The following is a 14,465-nucleotide window of genomic DNA, read 5'->3' on the forward strand; positions in this document are numbered from 1 at the left end:
AGACCAGCGTGCCATTGGTCAACAGCGAGGCAGCGGATTCGGCCCCCGCGTCCAGGAAAGCGGCTTCCAGCTGCAGCTTCGTCGGGCAGTTCGTCCGCCCGAGGTTCATGTTGCGGAAGAAGACGGCGAAGTCCATGGCGAGGCGTCGCCCATCGTGGCTCAGGGAGCCAGATCCCAATGGAGTTGGCCGTGCAGCACGGCACCCGAAAAGCAAGTCGTTTCGAAGCGGGCGTCAAAAGCGGTCAGGATGTCGCTGTCGTCGTACGACACTCTGTCGACGACGAACCATCCGGGCACATTGCTTCCGCAGCCGATGCCGGGGGCCGACCAAGTCACCGCACCACGTGTCGGCGTCGCTGGCGACAGGGCCTGTGGGTAGTAGCCCGCTGCAAAGTGGCTCTGGAACTGCATGGCGCTGAAGGTTGCGGCACTGCCGGTCGGGCCGTCGATCTGCACCGCGATCACCCCTGATTCATGTCCTGCATCCGCGATCTTGAATGTCGTGCTTTGCGGTGTGTACGTCACCGCTCCCCCGGGGACGGCATTGGTCGGTCCTTCGACGTACAGAAAGCTGCCGCTTGACGGGGTTCTGCCCTCGGCGGGACGCCAAAGATCGGCGGGTGCGCCGACAGGACCGGGCGGCCGCACAGTGTCCTCGATGGACCAGTGGATCTTGCCTCGCAAGGCGGCCTGCTGAGAGCCGCAATGCTGCTCGAATCGCAGATCCAGTGCCGTCAGTCGACCGCTTGGGTCCCAATCGATACGGTCCACCATGTACCAGTCGTTGAAGGCCGGGCACCGGAGCGAGTTCCCGAAGTTATTGAAGGAAAACGCACCGTTGAGAAGCTCGTTGTTGTCGTAGTAGAGGACGAGGTTCTTGTAGTAGCCCGGTTGAATCCTGCCGAGGCCGATCATCGGTCGAAAATTGGCGTCCCAGATGTCGGTCCCGTTGTAGATGCGGATCTTCACGGCATCGTCGGGCCTCTGGGTCTGAATGCGGAAGATGCTGTCGAGCGAGGTGAAAGTCAGCGACTTCCCTTGCAAGACGCTTTCGCCCGCTTGGCTCTCCACGTAGATGTAGTTGCCTTGCGCCGGCACGCTGGTTGCGGCGGCATCCCACAGGCCAGTTGGTGGCGTGGTAGCGGGGCCCGGTGGCAACGTCTTGTCGGCAAACACCCAATTGATACGGGCATGCAATCCGCCGGTGGCCCCTGCGCATTGCTGATCGACCTGAAGGCCCAATTCCGTGATGGTCGACGTGCCAGGCACCTTCACGACGCGCGTCACCACCGCAGTGGCCGGGGTGCCGAGACAAAGAAGGTAGTCCGTGGGGGTGTCATGCAAGACCGTTCCGCTCAGGCGCATTCCCTCGGTGGGCTGAGCCAGGACGTCGGGCAATGCGAAGCTGCCTCGCCATTCGCCGTTGTCATGGACGACCTTGAACGACAAGGTGCCAAAGCTGTTGTAGACAGTGATCAAGGCGTTGTGCAGCGTGTAGCTGAACGATTTGCCATCGCCGATAGGATCCCCGGCCTCGCTGCGGATCTCGGCCGTTGTGCGCGATGTGGAGGCGTCTGTCGACTCCGATCCGCCTCCGCCGCCCCCACCGCAGGCTGCCAATGCCGCGACGCACAACGCCAACGCGGCGCGGCGAATTCCTCCATCCCTCATGCTCGGCTCACTTCTTGTCTTGAAGCGACACACGATAGCAGCTCAACCGCAAGGAGGATTGCTGCTGACAGCGTCGTCGAGGCGCGCCTGTCAGCGCGGACCGTCCGCCTTGCGGTCGACGTCGACCTCGTCCCAGTAGCCCATCACCGACGAGCGCCGGTAGCCCTCGCCCATCAGCCTGACGGCGACGCGGCCGGTCTCGGTGTGCACCGCCACGTCATGCGGGTTCGAGGTGCCCAGCACCAGGTAGCGACACGGCGCCTCGGTGTGGTTGAAGATCGCGTGGCCCGCCTTCTGGCCGGCCGGAAAGCACACGTAATCGCCGGCCGTCATCACATAGGTCTTGTCACCCAGCGTCAGCGTGAGGCTGCCCTCGATCAGGTAGAGGTGCTCTTCCTCGAGCAGGTGGTAGTGCGCCTGGTTGGCCTGGCGGCCCGGCGGCAGCTCCTCCATGGAGACGCTCACCTGCGTGCCGCCGCCGAACGAGCTGAGGTGCCGGTAGCGCATGCCGAAGCGCTCGCCGCGCAGGAACTCCTCGACCGGCACGCGGCTGATCGGGAACGGCTCGAAGATGCCGTCGGCGTTGACCGAGGTGGGCTTGTCAGCCGCCGGGGAACTCATCGCCCGACGCCTACTTGACCCGGTCGCCGTAGCTCACCGCGGTGACCTTGCCGGCTTCCAGCCGCAGCGTCGTGATGAACTGCCCGTAGCCGGGGTTGTAGGTCCACTCGTCGATCTTCTCGCACGGCAGCACGACGGCGGTGCCGGGCGCGCTGGCAGCGACCGACTGCGGGTCGACCGGTTTGCAGAACGAATCGCGGCTGACCGGCTCGCCGCATTTCTGCAGCACACCGGAACGCGGCTCGCCGATGCCGATGATGGCGGAACTGCAGCGCAGCGATTGGGCGGAAGCTGGCGTCGCAGTGGCCGCCAACAAGAATATCGAAGCCAAGGCGACAGGAATAAGGTGCTTGTCCATGGGGCTCCACAGGTCAGTCGGGTGTCGAGAGATTATGTCGTGGCCCAGAGGACTTGATCGAGGTCTTGGCCAACTCTCGAAGACGGCGGCGTACCGCATCAGCTTCTCTTCGTTGCTTCTTGCCTTCACCGGCTTCTCATGGCACTGATTTCCTGAAGTATTCGGGACTTGTTCCAGAGTTCTCCCCCGTAATAAAGAATGCCGTCTTCTGCGAGACGCAGATCATCGATGGCTCTCTCGAACTCGCCAAGCTTGAAGTACGCAAAGGCACGGGCAAAGCTTGCTGTTGACAACTCCCATGAGTCACCGCAGGAATTCATGAGATCAATCGCCGTTGTCAGCTTGTCGATTGCTTGCTGGGAGCGACCGAGTTGAATCAGGACCTCACCCAATTCACAGTAGCAGCTGTGATCCGGAGCGGGCGACTGTTGAATGGCTTGCAAGAGAGATTCCTCTGCACCATTGAAGTCTGAGTCATGCACTTGAAGCATCGCTTTGGTTCGATATGCCAAGGCGCTCTCAGGGTGGTCTGCCAAGACGTCCGCCACAATTGCCTTGGCTTCTTCTGCACGACCATTTCCAAGCATCAACATGGCACGTCGAAGCTTCTTCTCGGTGGAATCCACCAGGGGCTCGGTGCTCAAAAGTATTTCCTTTTCTTCGGAGAAGGAAAGTTGCCAGGGTCAAGCGGATTATTCCCTCCGCATCGTTCCGGTATGCGTCCGAGAATACACGCTTCCAAGCTTCGTCCAGTCACAAGAGGGTCGTACTTGGGATCCCTTCTCGCGGCAACACACCATGCTCGGGCTTCAGTGATAAGTCTGGGGCAGTCATCATCTGGCGGGCAATTCGGTGCAGGAGCGTTTGCGGCTGTGCCGGGGGCTGGAGCAGCCAGCGGCGTTGCATTCGATCCAGGTAGCGACGCGGGGCCAGATGGTTCTTGCGGACCGCTGTTGAAGATCAAGTAGATTCCCGCACTCRCACCGGCCAACGCTGTCCCGACGACGGCGGGCACCGCCCAAGCCGGTGCCGTCGCGATCACTGCCGCAGTCCCCAGCGCTGCAGGGATGGCCAGAAATGCACCGCCTTCGTCCCAGAACAGGCCCTGAGGGTCGACGTATCGCGTGGGACTCGCACCAGCGTAGCCGTATGTGTTGATGCCCCCATTGAGCCCTATGGGGTCGCTCTGTCGGTAGGCTCCTCCGTCTGGCGAGTAGTAGCGGAAATAGTTGTAGAACAACCCGGATTCAGAATCCGCATACTGCCCCGGGAAGCGCAGGTTGAAGGTGAAGCTGCCCAGCCCGTTCGGGGTGACTTCCGGCGCGGTCGTGCCGAAGGGCTCGGCGAACCACCGCCAACGGCTGACATTGTTCTTGTCGACCACAAGCCGCGGTGTGTTCAGGTGGTCGGTGTGGATGTAGTACACGAGCGGCTCGCCACTCGGGTTCGCCGGATCGGGCATGAACATCGCGATCGGCGTGTCGCGCAACCACACGTACTCGCGGATCGCGGCACCGTTCTGGTCGTACTCGCCGAGCAGGTGCCCTGCCTGGTCGTACACGAAGATGACCGTGCTCGCCGGCCCGGTGCTGCTGACCTTGCGCACCCGCTGCCCGAAGGCGTTGTAGGTGTAGGTCGTCGTCACGCCGCCCTTGGTGATCGTCGCGAGCTGCCCCCGCAGGTTGTAGGTGGCGGTGTAGCCGGCGCTRTCGCTGATCGTGTTCCCGGCGTTGTCGTAGCCGAGGCTGCGTGCCGGGTTCGTGATGCTCGTGAGCCGGTTGCTGGTCGCCTCCACGTTGTACGCGCTCAGGTCGCCGTTCAAGCTCAGGCTTGCGCGGTTGCCGCTGGGATCGTAGGAGATCGACCAGCTCGACGTGGCCGTCGTGATGCCGGTGAGCCGGTCGTTCTCGTCGTGCGTGAAGGCTTGGTCGAGCGCCGGCTGCGGCGTGCCGTCGGGCAGCAGATGCGTGAAACTCGTGATGCGGCTTGCTTCGTCATACCGCACGTCGCGGTACGCAGGGCCAAGCCGGTAGCGCGTGATGCGCCCGCTCAGGTCATAAAAGCGCTCGTGCGGCAGCGGACCGCCGGCGGTGTTCCACTGCCAGCTACTCACCGCCCACTCGAACGGTTCCCAGCGTACGCCGGTGATCAGCGCCACCGCGGTGCTGCTTGCATCCTTGGCCAGGCTGACCGCCTGTACCCGCCCGCGCAACAGCGTCAGCGAGGCGACCCGGCCGGACGGATAGGTGGTGCTGCTCAGGTCACCGAGCGTGTAGCCGTAGGCCACCACGTGGGTGAGCTGCGCCGTGTTCGCCCCAGTGGCTTCCAGCACGCGCTGCGTGTCGCTGACGACCCGCCCGCGCCCCTCGTAGCGGTACTGGCTCGAGCCCGCCGGGTGGGCGGTACTGGTCAGGCGGCCGATGCCGTACGCGAAGCCGGGACCGGTCTGGCTGTAGGTCCAGGTCACCGATTCGCTCGGCTGGCCGCTGAGCGTGGACACAGCACCCGTCGGCCGATCGGCTGCATCGTAGGAATAGCTCGTCAGCACGCCGCGGCTGTCGGTGCGGGTGAGAGGGTTGCCGATCTCGTTGAACGTGTGGCTGGCACGACCGGTGTCGGGGCTGATCAGCTGCGTCGCGTTGCCGAAGCCGTCGCGCGGGTACTGCGTGACGAGGTTGCGCGGGTCGGTGACCTTCGTGGTTCGATCCCCGCCGTCGTACTCGAAACTCGTCTTGCCGCTCTTCGGATCGGTGTGGTCCTTCACCCGGTACAACGGGTCGTAGCTGAACCTGGTCTCCAGGTTCAACGTGCCGGCGCCTCGGGTGATCTTGGTGCGATTGCCCTGAGCATCGTATTCATAGGTCGTCACCGGCGTCGGCGAGACGGGAGGCGGTGGTAGTCCCTGCGCATGCGCTGCCGCAGCGATGAACAGGGCGACCATGCCGATCAACGCCGTCCACTGAAAACCGGAACGCGCACCTGCACGTCGACGCGCATGCGAAATGCCTTGTGTGCTTTGCATGGAATCCTCCCTGTCTTTCGTCAATCGGTCGCTGCACGAACGGGCGCGCAGTCTCGCTGACTTTTCTTTGTGACGTGGAGTGTACGAATGACCAGGGTCTGTGCTGTGACAGATACCGGCATCGGAAAAACAGATGGCAGGTGGGCAGGGTTCAGCTATGCCGGCGAAACCGCGAGTTTGCCCGCCTGTTGCGCCAGCGTCTGCGCCAGCAGACCCGCCACCGCATACACCGCCTCGATGTTCGGCGCCGGTGTCTGCGTGATCTGCGCGAGCTCGACCACCGAGCCCACCAGCGCCTGCAGCTCCAGCGCGCGGCCGTGCTCCACGTCCTGCAGCATCGAGGTCTTGTGCGCGCCCACCGCCTCGGCGCCGCCGATGCGCTTGTCCAGCGAGATCTTGAACTCCACGCCCAGCTTCTCGCCGATCGCCTGGGCCTCGGTCATCATCCGCGCCGCGAGCTGGCGCGTCGCCGGGAAGCGGCAGATGTCCTGCAGCGTCGCATGCGTCAGCGCGCTGATCGGGTTGAAGCTCAGGTTGCCCCACAGCTTGACCCAGATCTCGCCGCGGATGTCCTTGGACACCGGCGACTTGAAGCCGGCGCGCATCATCGCCTGCGACAGCGCCTCGATGCGCTCGCTGCGCGAGCCGTCGAGCTCGCCCAGCGTGAAGCGGTTGCCCTCGACCACCCGCACCACGCCCGGCTCGACCAGCTCCGAGGCCGGGTAGACGATGCCGCCGATCACGCGCTCGGCCTCGATGTGCGCGCCGATCACGCCGCCGGGGTCGACGCTCTCGAGCGAGCGCCCTTCATACGGCCCGGCCAGCTTGTGGAAGTACCACCACGGCAGCCCGTTGATCATCGTGACCACCAGCGTGTGCGGGCCGAACAGCTCGCGCAACTCGGGCAGCACGTCCTTCACCTGGTGCGCCTTCAGCGTCAGCAGCACCACATCCTGCGGGCCGGCCTCGGCCATGCGCTGCACCGCCCGCAGGTTGCGCGCGACCTGCTCGCGGCCGTCTTCCTCGATCAGCCTGAAGCCGTTCGCGTTGATGGCCGCCAGGTTGCGGTTGCGGGCGATGAAGGTGACCTCTTCGCCGGCCAGTGCCAGCCGGGCCCCCAGGTAGCCGCCGATGGCACCGGCGCCGACGATCGCGAATTTCAAGGCTGTCCTTTCAAGGATGGTCTCCGGCCGGTGCGGCCGCGCGCTCGCGCGCCAAGGCCCTCTCGCGCGCCAGCGTCCGCACCCGCTGCACCGCCGGCCACAGCAGGATCACCAGCGCCAGCGCCGTGATGCCGCCCACCAGCGGGTTCGACCAGAAGATCGAGAGTTTGCCCTGAGACGCGAGCATCGACTGCCGGAAGCTCGCCTCGGCCATGTCGCCCAGCACCAGCGCGAGCACCATCGGCGCCAGCGGGTAGCGCAGCTTCTTGAAGACGTAGCCGACGACGCCGAACACCAGCATCATCACCACGTCGAACATCGCGCTGTGCACCGTGTACGCGCCGATCGCGCAGATCACGATGATCACCGGCGCGATCACCGAGAACGGGATGCGCAGGATCGCCGCCCACCACGGCACCGTCGTCAGCACCACGATCAGCCCGACCAGGTTGCCGAGGTACATCGACGCGATCAGCCCCCAGACGAAATCCTTCTGCTCGATGAACAGCATCGGCCCCGGCTGCAGCCCCCAGATCAGCAGGCCGCCCAGYAGCACGGCCGCGGTCGGCGAGCCGGGGATGCCCAGCGTCAGCATCGGCAGCAGCGCCGAGGTGCCGGCCGCGTGCGCCGCGGTCTCGGGCGCGATCACGCCCTGGATCTGCCCCTTGCCGAAGCTCTGCGGGTCGTCGGACATGCGGCGCGCCATGCCGTAGCTCATGAACGAGGCCGGCGTCGCGCCGCCCGGCGTGATGCCCATCCAGCAGCCGATCGCGGTCGAGCGCAGGAAGGTCTTCCAGTGCCGCGCGAGCTCGCCCCAGGTCTCCCACACCACCTTGAAGTTGATCTTCGCGCTCTTGCCCTTGAAGGCCAGGCCCTCCTCCATCGTCAGCAGGATCTCGCCGATGCCGAACAGCCCGATCACCGCGATCAGGAAGTCGAAGCCCTTCAGCAGCTCGGGCACGCCGAAGGTCATGCGCAGCTGGCCGGTCACGCTGTCCATGCCGACCGCGGCGAGCGCGAAGCCGAGCATCATCGACGCGATGGTCTTGGCCGCCGGCTCCTTGCTGGTGCCGACGAAGCTGCAGAAGGTGAGCAGCTGCACCGCGAAGAACTCCGGCGGGCCGAACTTCAGCGCGAACTTCGCGAGCAGCGGCGCGAGGAAGGTGATCAGCACCACCGCGAACAGCGCGCCGACGAACGACGAGGTGAATGCCGCCGTCAGCGCCTGCGCCGCGCGGCCCTGCTGCGCCATCGGGTAGCCGTCGAAGGTGGTGGCGACCGACCACGGCTCGCCGGGGATGTTGAACAGGATCGACGTGATCGCCCCGCCGAACAGCGCCCCCCAGTAGATGCACGACAGCATGATGATCGCCGACGTGGGGTTCATCGAGAACGTGAGCGGCAGCAGGATCGCGACGCCATTGGCGCCGCCCAGCCCCGGCAGCACGCCGATCAGCACGCCCAGCGTGAGGCCGATCAGCATGAAGCCGAGGTTGGGCAGCGTGAGGGCCACGCCGAAGCCGTGCATCAGGTTGGTGACTTCTTCCATGCGCTTCTCTCCCTGTGGGTTCTTGTGTGCGCGGGCGGAGGAACTTCTGCAGCCTGGGCTAGAGACCGAACAGGTGYTCGATCGGCCCCTTCGGCAGCGGCACCAGGAACCACTTCTCGAACACCGCGAACAGCAGCAGCGGCACGCCGACCGACACCGCCGCGGTGAGCGGCCAGCGGTAATGCCCGTGGCGGCGCATGAAGTAGCCGATCAGCAGCGTCGATGCGAGGTAGATGCCGAGCCCCCAGATCAGCGCGACGTACGCCACCATCGGCAGCAGCACCGCGACCACCATGCGCAGTTGCGCGTGCTCGGCGAACACCGGGTCGGGCTGCTTGCGGCGGCGGAACTCGCCGAACAGGATGCTGCCCGCCGCCGCGAGCAGCAGCAGCCCGATGTAGAACGGGAAGTAGCCGGCGCGCGGGCCGTCGTCGGCCCAGCCGATGCCCACGCGCAGGCTGTCGACGATCACCACCAGCGCGATCGCGGCCAGCACGCCGGCCATGCCGACCTCCGGCCACCGCTTGCCAACCGTTGCGGAATCAGGTTCGCTCATGCATCACCTCGTTGTGGGGTGGGGCCTTGGGTCTACTGAGCCAGAAAACCGGCCTGCTTCATCAGYTCGCGGTGCATCTGCTCGTTCTTCCCGAGCCAGTCGACGTACTCCTGCCCGCTCATGAAGGTCTGCTTGAACGCACCCTTGTCCATGAAGTCCTTCCACTCCGGCAGCGCGCGCACCTTCTTGAACAGCTCGACGTAGAACGCCACCTGCTCCGGCGTCGCGCCTGGCGGCATGAAGATGCCGCGCAGCATCAGGTAGTCGACCGGCACGCCGGCCGAGGCGCAGGTGGGGATGTCGTTCCAGCTCTGCGTCGGCGTCAGCTTGGCGGTGTACGGCAGCTTGTCCTTGTCCATCACGCACAGAGCGCGCAGCTTGCCGGCGCGCCAGTGCGATTCGGCCTCGATCGGGTTGTTGACCGTCGAGTCGACGTGCTTGCCCACCAGCTGCACCGCGACGTCGCCGCCGCCCTTGTACGGGATGTAGGTGAGCTTTTTACCGACTGCCTTCTCGAGCATCGCGGTGATGATCTGGTCTTCCTGCTTCGAGCCGGTGCCGCCCATCTTGAAGCTGTTGGCCGGCTGCGCCTTGATCGCGTCGATGTACTCCTTCGCGGTCTTGTACGGCGACTCGGCGTTGATCCACAGCACGAACTCGTCCTGCGCGAGCATCGCCACCGGCGTCAGGTCGCGCCAGTTGAACGGCACGCCGGTCGCGAGCGGCGTCGTGTACAGGTTCGACAGCGTGATGACGATCTTGTGCGCATCGCCCTTCGCGCCCTTCACGTCGAGGAAGCCCTCGGCGCCGGCGCCGCCCGCCTTGTTGACGACGATGATCGGCTGCTTCATCAGGTTGTTCTTCGCGACCACGCCCTGGATGAAGCGGGCCATCTGGTCGGCGCCGCCGCCGGTGCCGGCCGGCACGACGAACTCCACCGGCTTGGCGGGCTCCCAGGCCTGTGCCGCCCCGCCCGCGCCCATCGCCCACAGCGCCATCGCGGCCGCCGCCCACTGCTTGAACTGCTGGTACTTCAAGATCGCTCCTTGTGGTTGTCACACTGGGGGGAATCGCCCCCGGGGTCCATCGGTGTCGTTCTTGTGGGTGCGGCCGCCAACGCCCTCACGGACGCCGACCGCGGGCGACCGGCAGGGTTCGCCCGGGAAGAAAACGGTATCAGCCGAGGCCGAGCTTTTGCGCGAGGCCGATGCGCTGCAGCTTGCCGGTGGCGCCCTTCGGGATCTCGTCCATGAAGAGGATCTTCTTCGGCACCTTGTAGTCGGCGGCCCGCGTGCTGACGAAGGCCTGCAGCTCGCGCTCGGTGGCCGGCTGGCCCTCGCGCAGCACGACGACCGCGGCGACCTCCTCGCCGAGCTTCGGGTGCGGCATGCCGAAGCACACCACCTGGGCGACGGCCGGGTGGTCCATCAGGATCTCGTCGACCTCGCGCGGGCTGACCTTCTCGCCGCCGCGGTTGATGATCTCCTTGAGCCGCCCGGTCAGGCTGATGTAGCCGTCGGTGTCCATCGTGCCCTGGTCGCCGGTGCGGAACCAGCCGTTCGTGAAGCCCTCGGCATTGGCCTTCGGGTTGTTCTCGTAGCCGCGCGTCACGTTGGCGCCGCGGATCACGATCTCGCCGATGCCGCCGGCCGGCAGCAGATTGCCGTCCTCGGCCATGATGGCCACCTCGGGGCCGGCCGCGAGACCCACCGCGCCGGGCTTGCGCGCCTTCGGCGGCAGCGGGTTCGACGCCATCTGGTGCGTCGCCTCGGTCATGCCGTAGGCCTCGATCAGCGGCGCGCCGAACACCTCCTCGAGCTCGCGGATCACCTGCGGCGGCATCGACGACGACGACGAGCGCAGGAAGCGCAGCGGATGGCGCTGGATCACGTCGGCGTTCTTGCCGGCGCGCGACAGGATGGCCTGGTGCATGGTCGGAACCGCCGTGTACCAGGTGGGCTTCGCCTCATCCATCCAGCCGAAGAACTTCAGCGCATTGAAGCCCGGCGTGCAGAACACCTGCGAGCCGGCCGACAGCGGCGCGAGCACGCCGGCGATCAGGCCGTGGATGTGGAACAGCGGCATGATGTTCAGCCCGCGGTCGGCGGGGGTGAACGCGAGCGTGCCGCGGATGTTGGTGGCCGAGGCGCACAGGTTGCGCTGCGACAGCGGCACGATCTTCGGGCGCGAGGTGGTGCCGGAGGTGTGCAGCACCATCGAGACGTCGTCGGGCTCGGCCCACGCGGGTTCGGCGGCCGATGCCGCGATGGCGCCGTCGCGCGGCTCCAGCACGAAGCTGCCGGCGCTTGCGCCTTCATGCACCACCAGGTCGATCACGCGCACCCCGAGCCTGGAGGCCACGTCGATCGCCGGCGAGGCGCTGCCGCGCTCGACGACCAGCGCCTTCGCGTTCAGGTCGGACAGGTAGAACTCGAACTCGTCGGCGCGGTAGGCCGGGTTGAGCGGTGCGCTGGTCACGCCGCAGGCGCAGGCGACGAAGCAGGTCGCCATCTCGGGGCCGTTGTTCAGCACGATCGCCACGCGGTCGTTGCGGGCGATGCCCAGGCCGTTGAGCCGGGCGAGCGTCTCGGCGATCAGCCGGCGCAGTTCGCGGTACCGCAGGGGCGGCCGGTCGGGGGCGGAGATGGCAACGTCATCGTCGACGCCGGTGGCAAGCAGATCCTTCAAGCTGTGGGACATCGGTGCCTCGCTAGATGGGAACGAGGCCGCGCGTCGACGACGCACGCCCCCCAACGTGGTGTGTTTCTACTTGTTGTCGGGGGCGAGTGTGCCGCACGAACCCGGCGACTGGCAAGAACCGGGGGATCCCCGATCGTCGCCAGGCCCGGGCGTGTCAGGAAATCAAGGCTTGTTCGGCTGCGGCGTCAGCCGCAGGTACGGCGTCACCGCCGTGTAGCCCTTCGGGAACTTCTTCTTGATCAGCTCGGGATCCTGCAGCGACGGCACGATCACGACATCGTCGCCGTCCTTCCAGTTGCCCGGCGTCGCGACGCTGTGCGAATCGGTCAGCTGCAGCGAATCGATCACGCGCAGGATCTCGTCGAAGTTGCGGCCGGTGCTGGCCGGGTAGGTGATCGTCAGGCGGATCTTCTTGGCCGGGTCGATCACGAACAGCGAGCGCACGGTGGCCGTGGTGCTCGCGTTCGGGTGGATCAGGTCGTACAGCTCGGCCACCTTGCGGTCGGCGTCGGCCAGGATCGGAAAGTTGACCCGCGTCTTCTGCGTCGTGTTGATGTCCTGGATCCACTTCGTGTGCGAATCGACCGGGTCGACGCTCAGCGCGATGGCCTTCACGTTGCGCTTCGTGAACTCGTCCTTCAGCTTGGCGGTCAGGCCGAGCTCGGTGGTGCACACCGGCGTGAAATCTGCGGGGTGCGAGAACAGCACGCCCCAGCTGTCGCCCAGCCACTTGTGGAAGCTGATCGGGCCGTCGGAGGATTGCTGTTCGAAGTCGGGGGCGATGTCGCCCAGTCGCAAGCTCATGGTGGTCTCCTGGTGATGGGTGGAAGGCTGCGAAGTTGGGTCCGCCTAGACGGCGAACGAGAACTCGTGCAGCGCGGCGCGCTCCGGCCGGCGCGATTGCTCGACACGGTGGATCAGGAACTCGGTCAGCTTCTTCGCCGCCGGCAACGGGCCGAAGCCCGCCTCGGCATTGATGTGGCCGGCGTCGCCGAGGTTCACGAAGCCGCTGCCCCAGGCCTGGGCGAACGATTCTGCTCTCGACGCGCTCATCCACGGATCGGTGTCGCTCGCGAGCAGCGTGGCCGGCAGGCGCAGGCGCTGGCGCAGCGGCCGATCGTCGAGCGCGAAGCGGCCCGGGTCGGCCGGCGCCACCAGCAGCGCGCCGCGCACGCCGTGGGCGGTGCGACCGCAGGTCGACAGCACGTGGTGCGCGAGCGCCAGGCAGCCGAAGCTGTGCGCCACCGCGACCCACGGCCCGAGCGGCTCGGCGGCGATCGTCTCGCCGATGCGGGTGGCCCAGGTCTCGAGGTCGGCGGTGTCCCAGTCGTCCTGCTCGACGCGCAGCGCGCGTCGGAAGTGGCTTTGCAGCCAGCTCTGCCAATGCGCCGGACCACTGCCGCGCAGGCCGGGGATCACCAGCACGCGCACCGGGCTGCCGTGGAATGCCATCGCGGGGTCTCCTTCAGCGGGCGGTCAGAGCGTCGCGATCGACACCTCGGTGGACTTGACCAGCGCGATCACGTCCTTGCCGACCGCGAGCTTCAGCTCCTTCACCGAACGCGTCGTGATGACCGACGTGACGATCAGGCCGGACGGCGTCTCGACGTCGATCTCGGACACGACCGGTCCTTCGATGATTTCCTTGACCTTGCCGCGGAACTGGTTGCGCACGTTGATGGCGGTGATGCTCATGAGTGACCTCGGGGTGAGAGTGAGCGTCGATGATGGGCACGCGGCCCGGCCGTCGCAACGAATGAAACCGGATCAGGTCATGCGGATAGCGAATTTGGCGGACGAAAAAAAGCGCCTCCTCCCCGCAGGGAGAAGGCGCTCGGTCTGACAGAACGCTTTACTTACTTCCAGTCGGCGGACTGCAGCAGCGGGTCGACCGGCAGGCCGAAGCTGTTGCCGACCTTCTGGCCCACCGTGCCGGGGGCCGCCAGTGCGGCGCTGCCGCACGAGCCGCTGGCCGGCTTGATGATGGCCCACAGCATCGCGCCGTCACGCGGGTTGCGGTTCGACGCCGTGCTGTTCAGCACCGCCGCCGTGTAGCGCTGCACCGAGTACGGCAGGTTCAGCGTGGCGCCGTACTGGTCCTGCAGGTTGCGCGAGCCTTCGCACTGCGCGTCGCTGTCGTTGATGACCAGCTGGCCGCCCGCCCAGCCTTCCGGCGCCGGCTCGAAGCCGATCGACACGATGGTCTTCGACGGGTAGAGGCTGCGGTACTGGTTGTACGCGACCACGCCGTCGAAGTGCTCGTAGCGGGCGTCGTAGCTCATCACGTTGACGAGGTCGAGCATCGCGGCCGTCGCCGGGTACTTCAGCACCACGCCGCGTTCGCGGCCGGCGTTGCCGCCCCAGAACGACAGCTTGCCGGCGCAGCGCGAGTCGGCCGTCGTGCCCGAGGTGCAATCGGCGCCGCTCGACCAGCCGGCCAGCGTCAGCACGCGGCCGCCGCCAGCCAGGTCGACCGCACGGCGCAGCGCCTTGATGGCGTTGGCGTAGCGGTCCACGTCGCCGTCGACCTCGTAGTCGACGTCCAGGCCGTCGAAGCCCATCTCGGTCTGGATCTTGGCCAGCGCGTTGATGATCGGGCCGCCGCCGGCCGCGCCTTCCGCCGCGATCGGACCCCAGTTGTTGTAGGTCGCGCCACCCACGGCCAGGATGATCTTCTGGTTGCGCTTGTGCAGCACGTCGATCGCGGCCTTGATGTCACGCGGGGTGGCATTGAAGTTGATGCCGGTGCCCGAGAAGCTGTTGGTCGCGATGCCGGCCCACGAGAAGTTGGGGTCGGCGAACGAGGCCATCACGTGCGTGTAGGT

General features: G+C 66.3%; 14 protein-coding genes. All 14 read right to left on the reverse strand.

Annotation, left to right across the window (positions count from 1 at the left end):
* Positions 1–159: 159 nt before the first annotated feature.
* Entirely contained in the window at positions 160–1,671 is a 1,512-nt protein-coding gene (locus tag AC1D01_RS05845; protein ID WP_477865130.1) for a hypothetical protein, read from the reverse strand.
* A 90-nt stretch (positions 1,672–1,761) separates the two neighbouring features.
* Positions 1,762–2,292, reverse strand: coding sequence for a cupin domain-containing protein (locus AC1D01_RS05850; RefSeq protein WP_477865131.1), 531 nt, complete (start codon positions 2,290–2,292; stop codon positions 1,762–1,764).
* A gap of 10 nt (positions 2,293–2,302) precedes the next feature.
* The gene (locus AC1D01_RS05855) at positions 2,303–2,605 is read right to left on the reverse strand and encodes a DUF2845 domain-containing protein (RefSeq protein ID WP_477865132.1); all 303 of its coding nucleotides are present in this window, start codon (positions 2,603–2,605) and stop codon (positions 2,303–2,305) included.
* 170 nt (positions 2,606–2,775) lie between these two features.
* Positions 2,776–3,276, reverse strand: coding sequence for a tetratricopeptide repeat protein (locus tag AC1D01_RS05860; protein ID WP_477865133.1), 501 nt, complete (start codon positions 3,274–3,276; stop codon positions 2,776–2,778).
* Positions 3,277–3,290: 14 nt separating this feature from the next.
* Positions 3,291–5,672: an RHS repeat domain-containing protein gene (locus AC1D01_RS05865; protein ID WP_477865134.1), complete on the reverse strand. Its 2,382-nt coding sequence runs from the start codon at positions 5,670–5,672 to the stop codon at positions 3,291–3,293.
* A gap of 155 nt (positions 5,673–5,827) precedes the next feature.
* Entirely contained in the window at positions 5,828–6,835 is a 1,008-nt protein-coding gene (locus tag AC1D01_RS05870) for a 2-dehydropantoate 2-reductase (protein ID WP_477865135.1), read from the reverse strand.
* A gap of 10 nt (positions 6,836–6,845) precedes the next feature.
* Complete coding sequence (locus tag AC1D01_RS05875; protein ID WP_477865136.1) at positions 6,846–8,384, reverse strand: tripartite tricarboxylate transporter permease; 1,539 nt, start codon at positions 8,382–8,384, stop codon at positions 6,846–6,848.
* Positions 8,385–8,442: 58 nt separating this feature from the next.
* A complete protein-coding gene (locus AC1D01_RS05880; RefSeq protein WP_477865137.1) occupies positions 8,443–8,940 on the reverse strand; it encodes a tripartite tricarboxylate transporter TctB family protein in 498 nt (165 codons plus the stop codon).
* A gap of 32 nt (positions 8,941–8,972) precedes the next feature.
* Positions 8,973–9,938, reverse strand: a complete 966-nt coding sequence (locus tag AC1D01_RS05885) for a Bug family tripartite tricarboxylate transporter substrate binding protein (protein WP_477865142.1) — start codon at positions 9,936–9,938, stop codon at positions 8,973–8,975.
* 178 nt (positions 9,939–10,116) lie between these two features.
* Positions 10,117–11,640 (reverse strand): acyl--CoA ligase, encoded by a 1,524-nt coding sequence (locus AC1D01_RS05890; protein ID WP_477865138.1) that lies wholly within the window; start codon positions 11,638–11,640, stop codon positions 10,117–10,119.
* A gap of 162 nt (positions 11,641–11,802) precedes the next feature.
* Positions 11,803–12,444, reverse strand: a complete 642-nt coding sequence (locus AC1D01_RS05895; RefSeq protein WP_477865139.1) for a peroxiredoxin — start codon at positions 12,442–12,444, stop codon at positions 11,803–11,805.
* Between the two features lie 45 nt (positions 12,445–12,489).
* The gene (locus AC1D01_RS05900; protein WP_477865140.1) at positions 12,490–13,092 is read right to left on the reverse strand and encodes an RBBP9/YdeN family alpha/beta hydrolase; all 603 of its coding nucleotides are present in this window, start codon (positions 13,090–13,092) and stop codon (positions 12,490–12,492) included.
* Between the two features lie 24 nt (positions 13,093–13,116).
* A complete protein-coding gene (locus AC1D01_RS05905; protein WP_047503889.1) occupies positions 13,117–13,335 on the reverse strand; it encodes a TOBE domain-containing protein in 219 nt (72 codons plus the stop codon).
* Between the two features lie 161 nt (positions 13,336–13,496).
* Positions 13,497–14,465 (reverse strand): glycoside hydrolase family 18 protein (locus AC1D01_RS05910; protein ID WP_477865141.1); only part of this gene is annotated, 969 nt, incomplete at its 5' end.

The organism is Rhizobacter sp. P3_B12 (assembly GCF_056402895.1).